This window comes from uncultured Porphyromonas sp. (genome assembly GCF_915070105.1).
GTDB lineage: Bacteria > Bacteroidota > Bacteroidia > Bacteroidales > Porphyromonadaceae > Porphyromonas.
The window spans coordinates 25,517-46,896 of the sequence record NZ_CAJZFJ010000007.1; the positions used below are offsets into that span (position 1 = coordinate 25,517).

Annotated in this window: 15 protein-coding genes; 7 read left to right on the plus strand and 8 right to left on the minus strand. The window is 56.9% G+C overall.

Annotated features, from left to right (window positions below; translation table 11 throughout):
- Window positions 1-55: 55 nt before the first annotated feature.
- Window positions 56-1,594, minus strand: coding sequence for a HAMP domain-containing sensor histidine kinase (locus QZ554_RS01450; protein WP_297193726.1), 1,539 nt, complete (start codon window positions 1,592-1,594; stop codon window positions 56-58).
- 170 nt (window positions 1,595-1,764) lie between these two features.
- The gene (locus QZ554_RS01455; RefSeq protein WP_297193727.1) at window positions 1,765-2,829 is read right to left on the minus strand and encodes an endonuclease/exonuclease/phosphatase family protein; all 1,065 of its coding nucleotides are present in this window, start codon (window positions 2,827-2,829) and stop codon (window positions 1,765-1,767) included.
- A gap of 821 nt (window positions 2,830-3,650) precedes the next feature.
- On the opposite strand from QZ554_RS01455, the gene QZ554_RS01460 reads away from it, so the two are divergent.
- The 3 genes from QZ554_RS01460 (at window position 3,651) to QZ554_RS01470 (ending at window position 8,122) form a co-directional block, all read left to right on the plus strand.
- A complete protein-coding gene (locus QZ554_RS01460; RefSeq protein WP_297193729.1) occupies window positions 3,651-6,056 on the plus strand; it encodes a TonB-dependent receptor in 2,406 nt (801 codons plus the stop codon).
- Between the two features lie 214 nt (window positions 6,057-6,270).
- On the plus strand, window positions 6,271-6,906 hold the full coding sequence (locus QZ554_RS01465; RefSeq protein WP_297193731.1) for an outer membrane beta-barrel protein: 636 nt from the start codon (window positions 6,271-6,273) through the stop codon (window positions 6,904-6,906).
- 145 nt (window positions 6,907-7,051) lie between these two features.
- On the plus strand, window positions 7,052-8,122 hold the full coding sequence (locus QZ554_RS01470) for an aminoglycoside phosphotransferase family protein (RefSeq protein WP_297193733.1): 1,071 nt from the start codon (window positions 7,052-7,054) through the stop codon (window positions 8,120-8,122).
- A gap of 308 nt (window positions 8,123-8,430) precedes the next feature.
- Here the strand turns inward: QZ554_RS01470 and QZ554_RS01475 are convergent, their stop codons facing one another.
- The 6 genes from QZ554_RS01475 to QZ554_RS01500 form a co-directional block, all read right to left on the minus strand.
- A complete protein-coding gene (locus tag QZ554_RS01475) occupies window positions 8,431-9,564 on the minus strand; it encodes a metallophosphoesterase (protein ID WP_297193735.1) in 1,134 nt (377 codons plus the stop codon).
- Window positions 9,565-9,594: 30 nt separating this feature from the next.
- A complete protein-coding gene (locus tag QZ554_RS01480) occupies window positions 9,595-10,989 on the minus strand; it encodes an MATE family efflux transporter (RefSeq protein ID WP_297193739.1) in 1,395 nt (464 codons plus the stop codon).
- Between the two features lie 184 nt (window positions 10,990-11,173).
- A complete protein-coding gene (locus QZ554_RS01485; RefSeq protein ID WP_297193740.1) occupies window positions 11,174-11,323 on the minus strand; it encodes a DUF4295 domain-containing protein in 150 nt (49 codons plus the stop codon).
- Window positions 11,324-11,335: 12 nt separating this feature from the next.
- Complete coding sequence (gene rpmG, locus QZ554_RS01490) at window positions 11,336-11,524, minus strand: 50S ribosomal protein L33 (protein WP_297177038.1); 189 nt, start codon at window positions 11,522-11,524, stop codon at window positions 11,336-11,338.
- A gap of 10 nt (window positions 11,525-11,534) precedes the next feature.
- The gene (gene rpmB, locus QZ554_RS01495; protein WP_044167975.1) at window positions 11,535-11,786 is read right to left on the minus strand and encodes a 50S ribosomal protein L28; all 252 of its coding nucleotides are present in this window, start codon (window positions 11,784-11,786) and stop codon (window positions 11,535-11,537) included.
- A gap of 595 nt (window positions 11,787-12,381) precedes the next feature.
- Window positions 12,382-12,576: a hypothetical protein gene (locus QZ554_RS01500; RefSeq protein WP_297193743.1), complete on the minus strand. Its 195-nt coding sequence runs from the start codon at window positions 12,574-12,576 to the stop codon at window positions 12,382-12,384.
- A 22-nt stretch (window positions 12,577-12,598) separates the two neighbouring features.
- Between QZ554_RS01500 and QZ554_RS01505 the strand changes: the two genes are divergently transcribed.
- From QZ554_RS01505 to QZ554_RS01520, 4 genes are all read left to right on the plus strand, one after another.
- Entirely contained in the window at window positions 12,599-14,800 is a 2,202-nt protein-coding gene (locus tag QZ554_RS01505; RefSeq protein ID WP_297193745.1) for a heavy metal translocating P-type ATPase, read from the plus strand.
- A 159-nt stretch (window positions 14,801-14,959) separates the two neighbouring features.
- The gene (gene gmd / locus QZ554_RS01510; RefSeq protein ID WP_297193746.1) at window positions 14,960-16,042 is read left to right on the plus strand and encodes a GDP-mannose 4,6-dehydratase; all 1,083 of its coding nucleotides are present in this window, start codon (window positions 14,960-14,962) and stop codon (window positions 16,040-16,042) included.
- Window positions 16,042-17,121, plus strand: a complete 1,080-nt coding sequence (locus QZ554_RS01515; protein WP_297193747.1) for a GDP-L-fucose synthase — start codon at window positions 16,042-16,044, stop codon at window positions 17,119-17,121. Before gmd ends, QZ554_RS01515 begins: the two co-directional genes overlap by 1 nt.
- A gap of 45 nt (window positions 17,122-17,166) precedes the next feature.
- The coding region (locus QZ554_RS01520; RefSeq protein ID WP_297193749.1) for a translocation/assembly module TamB domain-containing protein at window positions 17,167-21,380 on the plus strand (4,214 nt) is incomplete at its 3' end.

Here is a 21,380-nt window from a genome sequence, read left to right on the forward strand (position 1 = left end):
TATAATACTTCTATGTTATGTGCACGGAGAGAGGACATCCTCCCTCCTCAGGATTTTATGCGTCTGGCGCTGTGGGGATGCGTATGACCATCTTGGTACCTATCCCTGGCTCGCTCTCGGCGGTGATGCGTCCACCGATCTGGCGGATGACCGAGAGGACATAGGCTAGACCGAGACCGAAGCCTCTGACGTCATGCCGATTGCCAGAGCCGACACGATAGAAACGCTCGAAGATACGCTTGAGCTCATGCTTCTCCATCCCGATACCATTATCCTGGATCACGATGCGGATATAGTCCTCCTCGTCACTGGTCTGGATGGAGAGGCTAAGGGGCACATCGGTACGGCTATACTTGACAGCATTATCTAGGAGGTTGAAGAAGACATTCGAGAGGTGCATTTGATTGGCACGCACCCAAGTATTGGTAGCCTCCAGGTCGAGGGAGAGGTCTCCGCCACGCTGCTGTGCGTGGAAGGTGTAGATCTCTGCTACAGGGAGGATCAGTTCGTTGATATCTAGGGTCTCTAGGGCGAACTTACCTGCATGTCCCTCGAGGATCGAGAGCTGGAGCACCTTGTCGATAAGGAACTTTAGCCTCTGAGCCTCTAGTGAGATGATCGACATCAGCTGACGCTGCTTCGGTAGCGTAGTCGCCGGAGTAGAGCTCTCCTCCAGCAGTTTTGTCGAGAGGACGATCGAGCTGATGGGGGTCTTGAGCTCGTGCGTCATGTTGTTGATGAAGTTGGTGCGTTGGGAGGCAAAGTTAATGTACTTCAGCAACACAGCTAGAGCGGAGAACCCGAGTAGCAGGACTATGATCGTCGAGATGAAGCTCGGGAGGGCTAGGCGGAAGACCTCTGCTCGTGTCGGGGCTAGGTCAAGCGACACACGCATATAGGGACGTCGCTCAGTAGATCCATCACGTGGCACGAAGAGGTACTGGATAACAGTATTCTCATTCTCCCACTCCCCTCTCATAATACCCGGGGGACGGTACTCATAGACTACCCGACCATCGTAGTCGTAGAGAGCCATCTGATAGTCCACGCAGAGGTTCTTGCTATCTAGACGCTCTCGGATCAGACTCCTCAGCAGATAGATATTCACCATCTGGCTCATGCTGTCGGGCATATAGGTATCGTAGACGTACTTCAGGATGTACTTATCCAGCGCATGCAGCTGCGTGAAGTAAGCCAAGATAAGATCCTTAGAGGGGCGATAGTCCACACGGCTCTTGTCACCTGTGTTAGGGATACGTATCATGACTTGATTCTCAGCGATCGCACGCTCCACGGCCAACGTGTCGGCTAGGGTACGCACCCAGATATCGAAGGGGGCGACATCCGTACCAGCGAAGGTCGTGTCGGTGAGGAAGGAGCCCATCAGGCGATTTGCGCCCTTGTTGAGGTTGCGTACTAATTCACGCACCTGTAGCTCCTCTGCCACATCAGAGAGTGCTTCCTTCATCAGTCCTCGGATGCTCTCCTTGCGCTGGGTCAGGACACGGTCATAGTACTGATATTGGACCCACGTCAGCAGGCTATAGGCTGAGACTAGGGCAAGTACGATGATCCATATCACTCTTTTTTTCATACCATATCTGTTCTCTAAGTACAGGGACCTAAGCGTTACCCACAGGTTTGTAACACAAAGGTAGCTATTTCGCCCGTATTTTACACTGAGTAGTAAACAAAATGAGGAGTGACCCTCCCGCCCCGTAGACGCTCCCCCTACCCCGACCTCGGAGAGACGTCTCTCGTCCGCTACGGACGCTCATACCTCAAGCGGATACGTAGGGGGTAGTGATCGCTGTAGCCACCCCGCCAGAAGGCTCCTCCATAGGTACGGAAGGGCACGGGGAAGGGACTGCTCACCGAGGGCTGCCCCATGAAGGGGCGGTAGAAGATCTCCGCACTCCCCTCCACGTAGCTTAGACGTCCTCCCCCGAGGAGGCTCCGAGAGGCATGGATCTGATCCAGCTGTGTCCACACTCCTCGGAAGCAATAGCTCCCAGGGGGCTCTCCCGCTCCCCGCCGTGGAGAGAGCTCATAGAGCTGATCCCAGCGACAGCTGTCTCGGGCGATCGAGTCCACTCCACCCTCGGGGTAGGGGCGAGAGCCCAAGGCCTCACGGGTCGCAGGCTCCTCGGGCGCACCATTGAAGTCACCGAGGACGAGGACGTGCGTGTGCCCACCACTTTCCTCCAGCCTACGTGTCGTCTGCTCTCTCAGCAGCTCGCAGGCATAGCGTCTGTACCGCTCGCTCTGCCGAGCGCCGCCACGGCGGGAGGGCAGGTGGCAGACATACAGATGGAGGGTATCCCCCGTAGGGACAAGCCCCGAGACCTCGAGAATGGGACGTGTCCGCTTCGTACTATCGAAGGGGAAGTGTAGGGGGAGCTCTCTTCGCCCCAGCAGGCGAAAGGTCTCCGTCCTATAGAGTAGGGCGACATTGATCCCACGGGGATCCTCGCCCTCTGTGACGGTGAAGGCATAGCCCGCCTGAGCCCTGAGCGCAGTATGGCTAAGCAAATCCCTCAGTACACCTGCATTCTCCACCTCTACCAGAGCCACGAGGTCAGGGAAGTGTGTCAGGCTCCCAGCACTGCTGAGCACCTCGGCGATCTGGTGGAGCTTGCGCTCATACCGAGCCTTCGTCCAGCGGTGGGAGCCCATAGGGAGGAACTCATCGTCGGCACGCTCTGGGTGATCCTCCAGGTCAAAGAGGTTCTCCACGTTGTAGCTCATCACGATGAGCTCGCCCTGCCCCACGAGGGGGAGTCTAGCTCCGAGGAGCAGGTATAAGGTCAGCAGAATCAGTCTACGCATGTCCCTCCATAGTACTCAATAAATAATAATGGTGTACCGAGGCAATGGGGCGGGTGGAAGTCTCTCCTTCTCCATCTCCCTCCCTCCACACATAGTCACACCCCACCCTAGCCTCCACACAAAGGAAGGAAGAATCTCCGTCACCAGCAAAGCATCTCCCCCTCCCCTAGGGACGACGTATCAGCTCCTTTAGTACGCTCCATCCTTAGACTCTCTGAGCTCTCATCCCAATGCCCAAGGACACCCATCCATATCCACCACACCTCCAACTCATTAGTCCCCCGATAGACATAACTACGGGAGCCCTACAGCGAACATACTTAGAGCGAAGTTGTGTACACGCGTGTACACTATTGTATACACGTGGGTACACTGTTGTATACACACGTGTATACTTTCCCCTTCTAGAGAGGAGGTCTGAGGTCGGTAAATCCACTCCTAGGATACCGGTACCTCGACCAAAGCATGTAGCCCCCCGATGACTTCGCCCTCGACTTTCTGTGATCTCGGGCATCCGCCCCGTGCCACCCCAGCCTCTCCTCATCGCCTGAGTACACCTATCGGACACAAGTATGCAGGACTGAGCTAACACATTTGCATAGTCCACTATACAAGCGCACACGATAGGGTAGCACCTAGCGATCGGGCTAGGTCACGGGGAACGTACACTAGAGGGACGGGGGCGAAATATTCGCTACCCAGCCGACTAAGCCCGTCCCTTCGGGTCTGGCGGGAAAGAGAGGGGAACACTTGGGGGCAGAGGAGAGGTCATCTATGTGATATTGACTACCTTTAGGGTAAACTCTAATCCTTATGTCACGATGAGACACTTCGGCTTACTCTATGTCGCCTTTGCGCTCTATTCTGGTAGTCTTCTGGCGCAGACGACCTTCCCCGTACAGGGCACACTCAGGAAGACTATTGATCGCCGTCCGGTGGACTTTGCCAATGTCCTACTCCGCAGTCCTCGGGACAGTAGCCTCATCACGGGGGTCGTTACGGACTCGCTGGGGCGATTTCGCCTGATGGCTCCACAGGGGAAGTACCACCTAGAGATACGTGCCCTCGGGCTCAAGCCTTACCACAAGAGCCTCACCCTCTCGGGGGCGCTTGACCTAGGGGAGCTCCTACTGGAGGACGAGGCCAAGGAGCTCGCTACAGTACAGGTCACCGCCAAGCGACCCATCATGCAGCGCAAGGCGGACCGCATGGTCTTCGATGCGAGCCAGATAGCTACCGCAGCGAGCTCTGCCCTCGATGTCCTGCGTCAGACCCCCGGGGTGAACGTCAGCGACGAAGGGATCTCCCTCATCGGCAAGGGGAATGTAATCGTCCTCATCAACGACAAGCGAGTACGCCTCTCTGGCACGGCACTGGTAAACCTCCTGCGCACCTATCCTCACTCTGACCTCACCGAGATACAGATCCTCACCACACCACCCGCCAAGTACGAGGCTGAGGGGAACGCAGGGATACTGAACATCATCCTCAAGAAGGCCAAGAACGACTTCTTCGGGGGGAGTGCCTCCGCCTATGCAGGGTTCAACGAGGACTTTCCCAGCTACAGGGTAAGTACGGGGCTGAACTACAAGCGGGATAAGCTCTCTACCTCGCTACAGGCTAGTGCGGGCATGAGTACCTTCGGTGGAGACTTTTGTACCTTTCGTACCTACCCCAAGCAGGAGCTCTACTCATCGAGCGTGACTACCTTTGAGGTCAAGAACCGCAACCTCAACCTCCGTGCTGGGCTCGACTATGCCTTCACCCCAGAGCTGACCCTAGGTGTCAATCTCTCCTATGCCCCCGACAGGGATAGACCCCACCGAGAGAATGATACTAGGGACTATGCCATCCCTCCTGGTAACATCCGCTACCTCCTACGCTCTATGCCCGGGCGGGCTGATGAGACGAAGAAGAGCGACTACACGACAGCGAACCTTCACCTGGAGAAGAGCTTCAAGTCCGCCTCCCGACGCCGTCTCTCCTGGGATGCAGACTACATCAGCTACCGCAGTCGTGAGGAGCGTAACTTCGCCTCCCAGACCCTTAACCAACTCGGGGTACCGACCCCAGGGGGAGACTTCCGCTTCAATGCTGAGACCGACCAGCGCACCACCTCCTACATCACCAGCCTAGACTACACCGAGCCCCTAGGAGCGGGGACACTAGGCTTTGGGGTAAAGGGTACCTGGACGCGCACCCACAACAGCAACGACTACGATGCCTCCAGCACTCTCGGGGAGCGACACGATAGGATCCGCTTCGACGAGCATGTCTACGCCCTATATGCCGACCTCAACGCACCTCTATCCCCCAAGTGGAGCCTACGCACAGGCCTTCGTATGGAGTACACCCATACCGAGGGGATGACGAATGGACGACGGCTAGAGCACCTGAGGAGCTACCTCAACGTCTTCCCCTCGCTCTTTGTCGGCTACAACCCCAACGAGCGTCATGCCTTCAACCTCAGTAGTAATGTGAGACTCAGTCGCCCACACTTCGGCCAGCTCTCCCCCTTCGTGCGCTATGAGAACCAGAATAGCGTCTTGCTGGGGAAGGAAGACCTGCATGCAGCCAAGCGAGCGAACCTCACCCTCGGCTATACCTTCATGGGCGTGCTCAACTTCGAGCTCAGCGGGGGCTATCTCTGGGATGGTATCGCACCGGTCGTCCGCCTAGACCCAGCGACCAACCAAGCAAGCTACCGCCATGAGAATGCCGAGAAGACCAGCACCATCAGGCTGGAGAATAGCTTCGTCTATAAGCTGGGCTTCATGCAGACCTACATCTCACACACCCTATGGTACAGTGACACCAAGATCACGACTGGCGCACAGCGCACCGACTACGGAGGGGCATCCCTGACCTATGGAGCGAGTACCTACAACACCTTCTTCCTCAATCGCAGCAAGACCCTACAGGCCACCTGCTACCTATATTATAGGACACCGAGCCACGAAAACGGCTTCCACATCTCTCATCTCCTCATCGGCGGGGCTGGGCTCTCCTATACCCTGCTGGATGGGAAGCTTCGCCTAGCCCTCAGTGCTGACAACCTCATCACCACCCGCTACAAGGCTACCCTCACCACCCCAGACTACCACATGCTCATCGACAATATCTCTAATCGTCGCTACATCGGACTCGGGGTTACCTACTCCTTCGGGGCTCAGCTCAAGGATAAGGCAGAGAGCAAGAATGCCAAGGAGCTCCGCTCTCGTATGTAGTCCCCCAGCCACAGATATGTCGTCTAGGTGGACATGGGATAGGGTGATACACTTGACCTGGTTCGCCTTTGCCCACAAGCTCTAGCGCCATCGTTTAGGAGGATATACGAGCGGGGAGGAAAGGGCACTACCGAGGCGTTATGGGAATAATCCCTAACTTTGCGGTAGAATGCGTGGCCTATTGTCACGCAATGGAAATATAGAAAGCAAGATAATGAAGAAGCTATTTTTCGCAGCGGTAGCTCTGGTCGCTACATCCTTCGCTGCCCAGGCACAGATTAATCCTCGTATCGAAGTAGCAGCTAATATTGCTCGCACAGTAGCTAAGGATGCTAACGGGTCAGACGTCAACGGTCTGAAGATCCACCCAGGCTTCCGTGCTGGTCTCGCCGTTGAGATCGGTGTCGCTAGTGGCGTATACATCGCCCCAGGGATTACCTTCCGTCAAGAGGGTAACAAGCAGGAACTGACAAGCAACCAAAAGACGGAGACGGTCTCCAACACACTGAACTATATCTCCGTGCCCGTAACCCTCGGTATCCGTATCCCCCTCTCTGAGGGTCTGGCTGTCTCGGCGGAGTTCGGTCCTACCTTCTCCTACGGGGTTAGCTCCTCTGTCCGTACCCTCGCAGGGATCAAGGGAGGGATCAAGTCTGCCTATGATGCCTTCAAGGAAAAGCAGTACAATCGCTTCGACATGGGCATCAATGCCTCTGCCGCTCTTGAGTTCAGCAAGGTCTACGTACGTCTAGGCACCGACCTCGGCATGGTCAACAGCTTCAAGGAAGCTACGGATAAGCTCAGCAGCAAGAACACTTCGTTCTTCCTCGGTCTCGGCTACCGCTTCTAATCCCCACGTAGTTATCACGGATTAACTATATACGCTATGCACCGCTACGGCCGAGGGCTGTAGCGGTGCATAGCTTTTTATCCTATATTTGTAAGGTAAAGTAGATACAACAAGCATTTACTAACTAACGAAATAGACACCTGAGATGAAGCAGATCATTAGCCAGTTCGTCCCTCTAGAGGAGATTGGCGAGGTCCTCCCCTTCGGGAATGGACACATCAACGACACCTATGCCGTGACCGACCGTGAGGGCACACGTCGCTGGATACTACAGCGCATCAATCACCATGTCTTCCCTCGTATCGAGGTGCTACAGCGTAATGTAGCCATCGTCTCGGAGCGTATGCACCAGAGGCTCCAGGAGGCAGGTGATCGTGACCTAGAGCGCAAGTACCTACACTTCTATCCCCTACTAAGTGACTCGACGAAGAATTACTACTACGATGGGGAGAACTACTGGCGCGTCTGTCGCTTCATCCCCGAGAGCATGAGCATGAGCGAGCTCACCCCCGAGGCAGCACGCTGCGCAGGTGAGGCCTTCGGACACTTTGAGGAGATGCTCTCTGACATCCCTGAGGGAACGCTCGGTGAGACCATCATTGACTTCCACAGCATGCCCTTCCGCCTACGTCAGCTACGCGAAGCCGTAGAGAAGGACCCCGTCGGACGTGTAGCCGGCGTACGAGATATCCTCGCCGAGATCGACAAGCGTGCCGATAAGATGCTCCAGCAGGAGCGACTATACGAGGAGGGTAAGCTCCCCAAGCGTACCATCCACTGCGACACTAAGGTGGATAACGTCCTCTTCGACAAGAGCGGCTGTGTCCTATGTGTCGTAGACTGGGATACGGTGATGCCAGGCTACATCCTGAGTGATGTAGGGGACTTCATCCGCACAGGTGTCAACCTAGCCGCAGAGGACGAAGCTGATCTATCGAAGATCGGGGTGAATATGCCCATCTACAAGGCCTTCGTAGAGGGCTATCTCTCCACCGCTGGCAAGTTCCTCAACCCCACCGAGCGTAGCCTCATCGCCTACGGAGGACGTCTGATGACCTACATGCAGACCGTGCGCTTCCTAGCTGACTACATCGATGGAGACAAGTACTTCAAGGTACACCATCCCGAGCACAACCTCCAGCGTACCCGTGCCCAGCTACGCTACCTAGAGTGCCTCGAGGAGAAGGCCGAGGAGATGGAGGCACTACTCAAGTAGTCCCCACCCAATACACAGACCCCTAAGGTAGAGGCTGTGGGACTTGTCCCCCAGCCCCCTTATACAGAGCGAGAGCAAGATTCCCTTCATGTGAGGGATCTTGCTCTCGCTGTTATTTTGTTCCCTAGCCTAGGACAGAGAGCTTAGGTTGGGTGATAGGTGGGTGATAGGTGTTGGGAGGAAGTGGAGTCGAGGCCAAGGCATTAGGCTTAGCTGAGCCCCTTATATCGCCGGTGCTCTACCCGCAGAGATCACAGCAGAGTAGCCAGATCAAGCTCGTCAACCCATCTCCCTACATCACGGATACGCTACCAGTAGAGGTCGTAGACTCGGATCTCACTACGTGTACCCACCCGATAGGTCGCTCCAGCAGAGCCGATACCCGAGCTCACACAGACCTGCTTGTCGTCGTAGTCTCTTGTACCTGAGGCAATCCCAAACTTCCACCACACCATCGCTTGCCCCGGCCAGATCTGTCCGCCGTGCGTATGACCGCACAGCATGAGGTCTACGGGAGAGCCCGCTAGGCTGTCGATAGAGCCCGGAGTATGCTCCATCAGTAGCACGGGTCGTCGACTAGGATCAATCCCCGCTGTGATGCGCTCGTAGGGCATTCGGTCGCCGTAGATAGCATCGTCTCTACCGATGAGCGTCAGTAGGCTATCCCCCGGATAGGCAACACTATCCCTAAGGAGTGTAGCTCCGATCTCCTTGACGAAGCGGATATTGGAGAGTGTGTCGGCTCGGTACTCGTGATTCCCGAGGACGAAGTACACTCCGAGGGGCGCCTTTAGTCTACGCATCACCTTCATGACCCGAGGGTCGTAGGCATACTCACTCAGGTGGTCGATATAGTCCCCTCCACAGAGGATCAGGTCTGGTCGCTGTGCCATGATCAGCTCCACGGCACGCTCCACATAGGGCGGAGTCATAGCCTCGCCGATGTGTAGGTCGGAGAAGAAGACCAGACGCATACGCTTCTCGGCCTTTGCTCCCTCGGGAGTAAGACGCTTGAGGTAGAGGTCATGGTGCAGTACCACGGGGTAGCGCACATTGTGATACCCGATGAAGAGCGTCACGATGAAGACCACTAATGCCAGCACCAAGGAGCCCTGGCGCATAAGCTTCTTCTGCCACAGGGGGGCATACGTGTAGAACCCGAAGAGACGCCGATCGACGTAGCGGAGCACCTCCACCAGCACCAGCACACCTGCTGCATACATCGAGGAGAAGAAGATGTACACACTGCCATTCATCACATGACTCATCCAGTCTGCCTGGATCGAGCGATGGATGAAGAGGGCTAGGATAAAGAGGAAGAAGACCAGAGCTAGTAATCCCCAGAGGAACCGACGTCCCTTAGGCCCTAGAGCCTGCCCCCCTCGCCAACCGAAGTAGGGGAAGAGGAAGAGACAGCAGAGGACTGAATACAGATAGACCATAGCTATATAGTGCGTAATATCCGAGCTCAGCTAGAGCGTCTCCACCCGAGCGTGCTGCTTTTCAAAGAGGCGGAACTGATAGTACATCAGAGCCATCCCCAGCACCCCAGAGCTGATATCGGAGAAGGGAAGTGCTACCCACACCCCTGTACTGCCCCACAGCAGGGGGAAGGCAAAGAGCGCTGGGATGAGGAAGAGTATTTGCCTAGAGAGACTCAGTAGTAGAGCCTTGCCCCCGAAGCCTATGCTCTGGAAGAACTGCGTCGCCGTCACCTGGAAGCCCACGAAGGCAAAGCCATAGAGACATAGACGTAGGGCGTGAGCCGAGGCCTCAATCATCTCGGGAGAGCTGGTGAAGAGTGAGGCGAGGAAGCTCGGGGCGATCAGAGCCACGATATTCACGAAGAGCCCGATACCGAAGTTCGTCGTAGCACAGATCCTAAAGGTCTGACGCACACGTCCCATAGCCTTCGCCCCATAGTTGAAGCCTATGATGGGCTGCATCCCCTGAGCTATACCGAGCATGAACATGAAGCCCACCAGCGCAATGCTATTGATGATCCCGTAGGCTCCGACTGCTCGGTCGGCCATGATCGGGGAGCCTGCATGCTCGGCCAGCGAGGAGTTGATCAGGAAGGTAACGCCACTACTAAGTAGCTGGAGGAAGAAGGGCGACATCCCGATCGACAGGATCGCCATGATCTGCTCCGAAGAGAAGCGCATATTCCGCTTATGGAACTGTACCTCGCTCTTGCTATCGAGGAAGTGCTGCATCACGAAGGCTGCCGACACGGCCATAGCGATCACCGTCGCCCATGCTGCCCCCTCGATACCCCAGCCAAAGCCGTAGATGAAGACCGCATCCAGTAGGGTATTGAGCCCTGCCCCGATGAGCATCGTGATCATCGCCTTGTAGGGGTAACCCGAGGCACGCATGATCGCATTAAAGCTAAAGCAGAGTGTCGAGAAGATGTTCCCTGGGATCATGATCTTCAGATAGTCGTAGGCGAAGGGGAGTGTCCGGTCGTTCGCCCCTAAGGCCCGTAGGATCTCCTCGAGCCAGATCATCACCGGCACTAGCGTAAGCACCTGAGTCACGATCGTCAGCAGCAGGGCATTGCTCAGGATATTCTCTGCCTCGTCATGCTTGCCCTCACCGAGGAGGATGGAGACACGTGAGGAGGCACCCACCCCGATCAGCATCCCGAAGGCCTGTACGAAGAGTAGGATCGGGAAGGTCAGTGCGAGTCCCGTGATGGCGAACTCGCTGACTCCCTGCCCGATGAAGATACGGTCTACGACACTATAGAGGGCATTGACCATCGTCCCCACGACAGCGGGGACACCGTAGTGGAAGAGGAGCTTGGGGATACGCTCATTGCTCAGGAGCTGGATGCGGTCTGTATTATCTTTCTTGGGGGGCATATACTCGTGCTAGAGTGTGGGTGGGGGGATTGCGTTGTGGTGTCGGGGGATGGGGGAGTAGGGGTCTACTCTACAGAGAAGAGGCTGCCCGCTTGCATCAGCGTGGGGCAGCCTCTCTAGTGGGGTGCGACGCTCTCCAGTACAGGACTACAGAGCGGGGTCTAGCGAAGGGTAGACGTCTCTACTAAGAGAAGTATTCCTTCACAGCTTCGTTGGGCACCATTTCCTCCTGGAAGGTATAGGCCCCAGTCTTAGGAGACTTGACCATCTTGATTACCTTAGCGTAGGTACGGCCGTCTGCCTTCTTGAACGATGCGACTGCTTTCTTTGCCATTGTCTTATCTCCTTACTTGATTTCCTTGTGGATGGTCATGCGCTTGAGGATCGGATTGTACTTCTTCAGCTCAAGACGCTCAGTGGTGTTCTTACGATTCTTCGTCGTGATATAGCGAGAAGTCCCGGGCAGACCACTGTCCTTATGTTCGGTGCATTCGAGTATAACCTGCACTCTATTTCCCTTAGCTTTCTTTGCCATGATGATGTCCCTACTTTACCTTGATTTCACTTAGATAGCCCTTCTCAGCTGCCTGACGTATAGCAGCATCGAGCCCGATCTTATTGATGAGTCGAAGCCCTGATGCTGATAGCTTCAGCACGATCCAGCACCCTTCTTCGGGCCAGAAGAACTTCTTCGTAAACAGGTTGACATCAAAGCGGCGCTTCGTCTTACGATTGGAGTGTGAGACGTTGTTGCCGACCATGGCCTTCTTGCCTGTAATCTGACAAATCTTTGACATTGAACTCTATATTTTAGTTTGTTATTTCTAACGCTATGAGCGACTTGCAGTGATCTCCTCTCTCGAGAGAATTCTACAATCGGTCTGCAAAGTAACTAAAAAAAACGCACTTATACAAATAGCCTTCATCCTTATTCCCTTTTCCCCTTTGCACAGGGGACTTATCCGCCCCATGAGCCTCGCCCGCCTCACCCGATCTATGGACGTACAGATGGGCTCGCCCCCCCGAGCTCTCCCACACCCTCTATCTGGGACACTCCGAGGGTGCAAAAACGAACATACCGAGAGCGCACTTGTACTCCTATAATGAACGCATTCATCATCTAGGTAAGAAGACAGAGGCGCTCTTACCGAGAGCGCAAGTGCGTTCTCGGTAAGAGCGTTTTCGCCCTCTCGGAACGACTGACACATAGCACATTACGCGAGGGGAAAAAGCGACTCACCCCTCCTCCCTTCACCGAGAGAGGAGACACCCTCCCACCCTACCCCCCCATGCCCTACCATAATATATACGCGCGCGAGGGTTATGTTTGGAATAGAAGCGAGCGGGGATAGGGGTGTGGAAAGACGGAGGAAGGAATAGAGGGGCGGAAGCCTAAGAGGTGAGCAGGGAGGGGGCGGAGTGCGGAAGGATGGGAGGAGGAGCACGGAAGCGGAGGTCAGAGAGACGGGGGAAGGAGCGAGAGGAGGAAGCCTGCGGGATGAACCGCTCACGTGCTGGGGTGTTCTCTACACGAGGAAGGAGTGCCCCTGCTGACCAGAGAATGGGGCAAGTCCTTCGATATCTCATATATTGTAGATTTGGTCTAGGTATGATTAAGAAAACATTTCCCCTACTCGGGCTCCACTGCGCCGCCTGTGCCTCGCATGCCACGAAGGCACTAGAGGGCGTCACGGGCGTCTCCTCCGCCAGCGTCAATCTATCGGCTGCTACAGCCTTCGTTGTATATGATGAGAAGCAGTGCTCGCCCGAGGATCTGCGGGATGCCGTAGCCAGCATGGGCTACGACCTACGTATCGACGAGGCGAGCCCCGAGGAGATCGAAGCCCTTCGCCACAGTCAGGAGCGTACCCAGCGACGCCAAGCGGTGCTCGCCATCCTGCTCTCACTCATCGTCATGGGGCTGATGATGGCGCACCCCATCACACCGCTCAAGGCCTCAGTCTCGGCTCTACTCACCGCGATCGTCCTCCTAGTCTCGGGGCGGGGCTTCTATACCCGTGGCTGGCAGCAGCTACGGGCACGTGCTGCAGGGATGGATCTGCTCGTGGCACTGAGCACGGGGACGGCCTTCGTCTTCAGTCTCGTGCACCTCGGGGAGTACTTCGCCTCAGGGGCGGAGCACCACCTGCACCACTTGTACTTCGAGGCAGCCTCGATGACGATTGCCTTTGTCCTGCTAGGCAAGGTGATCGAGGCTCGGGCACAGCGTAGGACAGCCACTGCCCTACGACAGCTCATGGGTAGCCAACCGAGGGAAGTCCTCCTAGTCGAGGGGGAGCAGGAGCGCATGATCTCCGTCGAGGAGGTCGAGCCAGGGATGCTCCTTAGGGCACAGCCTGGAGCACTTTTTGCCGTCGATGGCCTAGTCGTAGAGGGTGAGTCCTATGCCGATGAGCAGCTCATCAGTGGCGAACCCATCCCCGTGGCCAAGACCGCAGGGGCACAGGTCTACGCCGGCACACTGAACGGCTCGGGCTCCCTCACCTACCGAGCCAGTGAGGTAGGACGAGCCACGCTACTAGCTCGTATCATCCGTCTCGTGCAGGAGGCGCAGTCCAGCCGAGCTCCGATACAGAGACTCGTGGATCGCATCGCCCGCATCTTCGTCCCCGTGATCGTCCTCATCGCACTCCTTACCTGGGCTCTGTGGTTCCTCCTCGTCCCCGAGGGAGGAGCTACGCAGGGACTCGTAGCTGCCGTCACCGTGCTGATCATCGCCTGCCCCTGCGCCCTAGGGTTAGCCACCCCGACAGCTATCATAGTCGGGATCGGTCAGGGAGCGAGCAGGGGGATCCTCATCCGCAGTGCGGAGAGCCTAGAGGCAGCACAGCATATAGACACCATCGTGCTGGACAAGACGGGGACGATCACGGAGGGTCGCCCCATCGTCCAGGACATCCACTGGCTCTCGGGCAGTAGTGGAGTAGATCGCCTACGACTCTCCCGACTGGAGCAGCTCTCCGCCCATCCCCTCGCCTCCGCCATCGTGCAGGAGCTGAGGGTGGCACTCAATCCCCTGCAGGTCTCTGCCTTCGCCGAGGTCGCAGGTAGGGGACTGCAGGGCACGATCGGGGGACGAGTCTATCGGGTAGGTAGCCGAGCCTTCGTAGAGGAGGCGGGGATAAGCCTTAGCCCAGAGGCGCAGAGCGTGCTGGAGGAAGGCGAACGGGCAGGAGCGACCTGTAGCCTCTACGCCAGCGAAGAGGAGGTGCTGGCCGTCCTCGTCATATCAGACACCATCCGCCCTACCTCCAGCGATGCCATTGCCCACCTCAGAGCTAGAGGGATCGAGGTCGTGATGCTCACGGGGGACGGAGCACGAGCCGCCGAGGCTGTCGCAGACCGAGTCGGTGGGATCAGCTATATCGCAGGTGTCCTCCCCGAGGGCAAGGCGGAGCATATCCGTCGCCTACAGTCCGAGGGTCATCGGGTAGCGATGGTGGGCGATGGGATCAACGACGCTGCCGCCCTTGCCCTCGCCGACCTCAGCATCGCTATGGGTCAGGGGAGTGACCTAGCGATGGAGACGGCTATGGTGACCATACGCTCCTCCAGCCTAGAGGCTGTAGGGGAGCTCCTCGACCTAGCCCATAGGACACTAGGGACGATACGTCAGAACCTCTTCTGGGCCTGTATCTACAACCTCGCCGCTATCCCCATCGCAGCGGGTGTGCTCTACCCCTTCACGGGCTATCTGATGAGCCCCATGCTCGCAGGTGGACTGATGATGCTCAGCAGCCTAAGTGTGGTAAGCAACAGCATCCTGAGCTTCCAGCGAGGACAGCACTAAGGATACCGAGATACTCCCCGACGATACCCCACCCCACGGCACGCATGAGCCCTAGGGTGGGGTATCTCGTCCTCAGGCCGTGCGCACCCCTGCCTAGGGGGTATCGACCTCCTATATTATATACGTATCTTTGTGCCAAAGATTCATCAGTAGTAAAACATGTGTACAGTGAACAAAGTCGCACTCATCACGGGGATCACGGGTCAGGATGGCTCGTTCCTCGCTGAATTCCTACTAGAGAAGGGCTATGAGGTGCATGGGATCATTCGCCGCTCTTCGTCCTTCAACACTGGTCGTATCGAGCACCTCTACTTCGACGAGTGGGTACGCGATATGAAGCAGCAGCGCTCCATCAACCTCCACTACGGGGATATGACGGACTCTAGTTCGCTGATCCGCATTATTCAGATGACACAGCCCGATGAGATCTACAACCTAGCGGCACAGAGCCACGTCAAGGTCTCCTTCGATGTACCCGAGTACACTGCCGAGGCAGATGCTACGGGGACACTTAGACTCCTAGAGGCAGTACGTATCCTAGGGCTAGAGCGCAAGACGAGGATCTATCAGGCCTCCACCTCCGAGCTCTTCGGGCTCGTGCAGGAGGTACCCCAGCGTGAGACGACCCCCTTCTATCCCCGCTCACCGTATGGTGTAGCGAAGCTCTACGGCTACTGGATCACGAAGAACTACCGAGAGAGCTACGGGATGTTCGCTGTCAATGGCATCCTCTTCAACCACGAGAGTGAGCGCCGAGGCGAAACCTTCGTCACGAGGAAGATCACCCTCGCCGCTGCCCGTATCGCAGCAGGACAGCAGGACAAGCTCTACCTAGGCAACCTCGATGCCCTACGTGACTGGGGCTATGCACGTGACTACGTGGAGTGTATGTGGCTGATGCTCCAGCATGACCAGCCGGAGGACTTTGTGATCGCCACGGGTGAGCAGCACTCTGTCCGTGAGTTCACCGAGCGTGCCTTCGCACATGTGGGCATAGAGCTTCGCTGGCAGGGTGAGGGCGTCCAGGAGCAGGGGATAGACCAGGCTACGGGCCGTGTGTTGGTAGAGGTCGATCCTAAGTACTTCCGCCCAGCAGAGGTAGAGACCCTGCTAGGTGACCCCACGAAGGCCAAGACCCTGCTGGGATGGAATCCGCAGAAGACGAGCTTCGAGGAGCTCGTACGTCTCATGGTCGAGCACGACGTGCAGTATGTAGCCACTCATAGGGAGGGACGACTCTAATGGCTAAGATCACACCAGAGACTAAGATCTATGTCGCAGGACATAGGGGACTCGTAGGGTCGGCGATCTGGGCTAACCTCCAGAAGCGAGGCTTTACGAATCTCGTTGGACGTAGCCACAGCGAGCTAGACCTAACCGATGCCGTAGCCGTACGTCAGTTCTTCGATGAGGAGCGTCCCGAGGCCGTGATCCTAGCCGCAGCACATGTGGGCGGGATACTTGCCAACAACACCTATCGGGCAGACTTCATCTACGACAACCTCCAGATCCAGCAGAATGTCATTGGCGAGGCCTTCAGACACGACGTACGTGATCTGCTCTTCCTCGGCAGTACGTGTATCTACCCACGTGAGGCGCACCAACCCATACGTGAGGAGGAGCTCCTCACTGCACCACTGGAGTACACGAACGAGCCCTACGCCATAGCGAAGATCGCAGGACTCAAGCTCTGTGAGAGCCTCAACATCCAGTACGGCACGAACTACCTAGCCGTGATGCCCACCAACCTCTACGGCTACAACGACAACTTCCACCTAGAGAATAGCCACGTCCTACCAGCTATGATCCGCAAGATCTACCTAGCAGGACGCCTCGGCGAGCACGATACAGAGGCCGTCCTCCGTGACCTCACGAAGCGTCCCGTCACGGGCTACCGTGAGGGGATGAGCGAAGGCGAGCTGACGGAGCTCCTTGCTCCCTTCGGCATCTACCCCGGACGAGTGAAGCTATGGGGTTCGGGCAGTCCCCTCAGAGAGTTCCTCTGGAGTGAGGATATGGCAGATGCCTCGGTGCATATCCTGCTGAATGTAGACTTCCGAAACCTCTGTCCCGAGGGCAAGGAGATACGCAACTGCCACGTCAATATCGGCACGGGCAAGGAGCTGACGATCCGTGCCCTAGCTGAGCTCATAGCGAAGGTGACCGACTACCAGGGAGTGATCGAGTGGGACAGCACCAAGCCCGATGGCACCATGCGCAAGCTCACCTCCGTAGAGAAGCTTCACAGCCTAGGCTGGCACCACACCGTAGAGATCGAGGACGGAGTACAGCGTCTCTACTCTTGGTATCTACAGCACTAGGAGCGGGACACCCACATATATTATAAAGAAGACAACGAAGACGGCATGTCGCCCAGAGCGAAGACCATCAAGCGCATCATACTAGGGATACTCATCGCCCCCTTTGCGCTCCTCCTACTGCTCTCTATCCTCCTCTACCTCCCACCTGTGCAGCGCTTCGTCGTCGCACAGGCGACGAAGGTCCTATCAGAGCGGACGGGGATGACGGTGCATATTGATCGTCTGCACCTAGGCTTCCCCCTAGATCTGAATGTGACGGGAGTAGAGGTAATCAAGGCTGAGGGTGACACCCTACTGACCCTAGGGTCGCTGTCTCTCTCGCCCAGCCTAAGGCCGCTCTTCGACAAGCACCTTGAGGTGCCACGCATTCACCTGCAGGATGCCACCATTAACTATACCGACAGCACCGGTCTTAGTCGCCTCAGGGCTCGCCTACCTGAGGCGGCAGTAGAGCAGCTCTTCGTAGACCTCGATAGAGAGCAGGTAGAGCTACGACGTCTCATGGCTCGAGGGGGCTATGTCCACTACTACAGCGCTGACACGACGAAGAAGGAGAAGGACTCCGACACCATTCGCTGGCTGATACGTGCTGGAGAACTCGATCTAGCACAGACGCAGATAGAGGCAGAGATGCCCCTAGACTCCCTCTTCGTGACAGCACAGATCACGAGCCTCAAGGCCACACGAGGGGAGGCCAACCTAGAGCGTATGCACTTCCGTCTAGCTCATGCCCGTCTGGAGGGTCGTGAGCTCAGCTATGCCATCGACCAAGGGATCTCTGTAGAGCCCGTCTTCGACTACCAGCATATCCTAGCCTCTGATATACGCCTAGAGGCGGAGGACATAGACTCCGAAGGGATGCTCCTATCCCTTCGCCTCCGGCAGGGACAGTTCAGAGAGCAGTCGGGGCTGAAGCTCATCCACCTCTCGGGACTCTACCGTATGGACAGCACACGCATAGAGCTAGAGGGACTAGATCTGACGACCGATGCCTCCTTCATCCGAGGCGATATGATCCTCCCCTGGAGCATCATGCAGGGCGATAGCTTGGCTCACTTCCTCCTCTCAGCCGAGGCCTCGATAGGGACAAAGGATATCCTGACCTTCACGGGCAAGGAGCTGGAGGAACTAGACCAAGGTGGTGTCTTCCGTGGCAAGCTAGCCCACAGACAGCTCATCGCCCCGATCTCACTCCGGGTCGGGTGTATGGGTAGCCTCTCTGAGCTCCGACTGAGTGAGGCCAAGCTTCATTGGCCCGATGTGCTCACTCTATCCATGCAGGGCAAGCTCTACGCACTCACCGATGCCCGTACACGAGCAGGCAAGCTCTACCTAGATGGTAAGCTAGGCAAGAAGGCAAGTCTCCTACTTGCCCTCGTCGCTCCCGACCTAGCCAAGGAGTATCGCCTACCTGCAGACCTTACCCTACGGGGCAACGTAGACCTGCGCCGAGGGAGCTACATCTCTGACCTTAGTGCCACGGAGGGCACGGGCTCTGTCTCCCTGAAGGGACGCTTCCACGAGGCCACCAAGAGCTACGAGGCGACCCTACGTGTCACTGGGCTGGATGTCCGCCACTTCATGCCCCTAGACTCGATCGGGGTGGTGAGTACCGATATAGTGGTACGAGGACAGGGCTTCGACCCACTTAGCCCCCGCACACACATGAGCATCTCGGGACGACTCCACGAGGCTAGCTGGGGTAGCCTACAGCTACACGGCCTTACCCTTGATGGGAGCCTTGACAAGGGCTACCTAGGGGTATCGCTCAACAGCGAGAACCCAGGGGCTAACCTCACCCTACAGCTCGATGGCATCCTCTCCAAGAGTGGCATCACGACTGCCGTCGGTATTGACCTCATTGACCTAGATCTACATCGTCTCGGACTAAGTGAGACCCCGATGGCGGCTAAGCTACGCCTAGAGGGAGAGCTACGCTCCGACCTACAGGATACACACAGCTTCGTAGCGAGTGTCGATAGCATGCACTTCACCCTCGGTGAGGAGGTCATCGCTCCACCACGTGCCGATCTAGAGGTCACGACGACTCCGCAGACGATCCTCGGCACACTCAGCTCGGGAGACATGCGCTCACGTCTCTCCATCTCCTCTGGGCTTAGCTCCCTACAACGTGTAGTGACCAAGCTCTCCACCGATGCCCTAAGCGAGTGGACACTCATCTCCTCGGGGAAGTCGCCCAAAGGCCACCTAGGTAATCTCCTCAGCCAGCTACCAAAGGCAAACCTTACCCTCTCGATGGGCAAGAACAATCCCCTACGCTACTACCTCGCCGAGCAGAGCATTGCCTTCGGATCCCTAACCGCCGACCTCAACACCTCTCCCTCACAGGGCATCATGGGGCACATCCGTGTATCAGCCCTCAGAGTCGATACCCTACGAGTGAACAGCACTGAGCTAAACCTCACCACCCTACACCACCCCACGGCACGGGGGGATAGCATGAGCCTACAGCTCTCTGCGGGAATACATAAGTCTCGCTTCCGCAACCAAGAGGGCTTCGACATCAAGGCTGACCTCAGCACCTCCCTCCACGAGGGTGCACTGGGTCTGCTATGGCAGGATGAACGAGGGCAAGCCATGCATGAGCTACACATACAGGGCTCGTGGGAGGGAGAGGCCTACCAGCTCCACTTCGATCGGGAGCGTGTACGTATCGCCTATGCCGACTTCGCCCTCAACGAAGAGAACCACTTGAGGCTACGCAAGCGGGACAACTTCCTCCTCGGGACGCTCGCCTTGACGAGCAAGGCACATGGAGATATCTCCATCCAGGCAGCCGAGCAGGAGCCTGGTGTGCAGGCTGTGGATCTCAACATCAGTAACCTCCACCTAGAGGACTACCGTAGCCTAGGACTACCCGATGTCGCAGGCAATATCTTCGCAGGTGTCCACTACGAGCGCAGGGGAGGCCTTAGCGCCCAGCCCACGATCTCGGGGGATCTCTCCCTCACGGGCTTCCGCTACGAGGACAAGAAGCTCGGGCACTTCTCCGCCTCGCTCTTCTATGAGCCCCGAGACAACTCCTCGCACTACATCACAGCTGACATCGGCTACAACGGGCAGTCTGCTATGACGATCGACGGTATATACCGTCCACAGCAGCGTATCTCCCCACTCTCGGGGACACTATCCCTCAATGCCTTCCCCCTCGAGCTAGCCAACCCCTTCATCCTCGCCAGTGGGGCATCTCTCGAGGGGACTGCAGGTGGTACAGTAAGCCTCTCTGGACAGCTAACCGCCCCGATCCTATCTGGCCGACTGGCACTATCTCAAGGGGTGCTAAACCTCAACACCTATGGGACGCACCTACGCCTAGATAGCATCCCGCTAAGGATGGAGCAGTCCAACCTCTTCTTCGACCACTATGCCATACGTCCCTCCGTAGACACTACGAAGGCGATCTACATCGACGGAAGCATCACCCGCAGCACCACCCCACAGGCTCGTGCTGATCTACGCATCACCTCGGACGAACTAACCCTGCTCAACGAGCCTCGCCCAACACGAGAGGATCAGCTGCTCTATGGGCGCATCATCGCCTCGACCAACATGCGGGTATCGGGTCCTATGACTGGCCTACGTGTCCGAGGAAGCCTCAACATCCTGAGCGGGACGAACTGTACCTACGTCCTACGCGAAGACCCTCTACAGAGCAGCGAACGTATGGGCGAGCTCGTGGAGTTCAAGGACTTCTCCGATACGCTCTTCATCAAACGTGCTGAGGTCGATCCCCCTTCCCTCGGGGGGCTGGATGTCGGGCTCACGATCAATGTCGATCCCTCTGTACGTATCGGAGCCGATCTTACAGCCGATGGGCAGGACTATGTACATGCGCAGGGAGGTGGACGACTCAACTTCACCTACCCACCCTATGGCGAGATGAGTCTCGTCGGACGCTACGAGATGAGCGGTGGTGGGGATCTTAGCTACACCCTACCAGTGGTGGGCAACAAGCAGTTCTCCATCGACCCGACGAGTACGCTAGCGTGGAATGGTTCGGTGACCAACCCCTACCTCAACTTCACCGCCACACAGAAGGTCAAGGCCTCCGTTCCCACCTCTGATGGCAAGAGTTCCCAGCGAGTGAACTTCAACGTCAGCATACGTATCAAGGACTATGTCGATAAGATGAACCTCAGCTTCGCTATCTCCTCTCCCGACAACCTCTCGATGCAGAACACCATATCCACCATGTCTGCCGAGGAGCAGAGCAAGCAGGCCATCGCCCTCATGGCCAC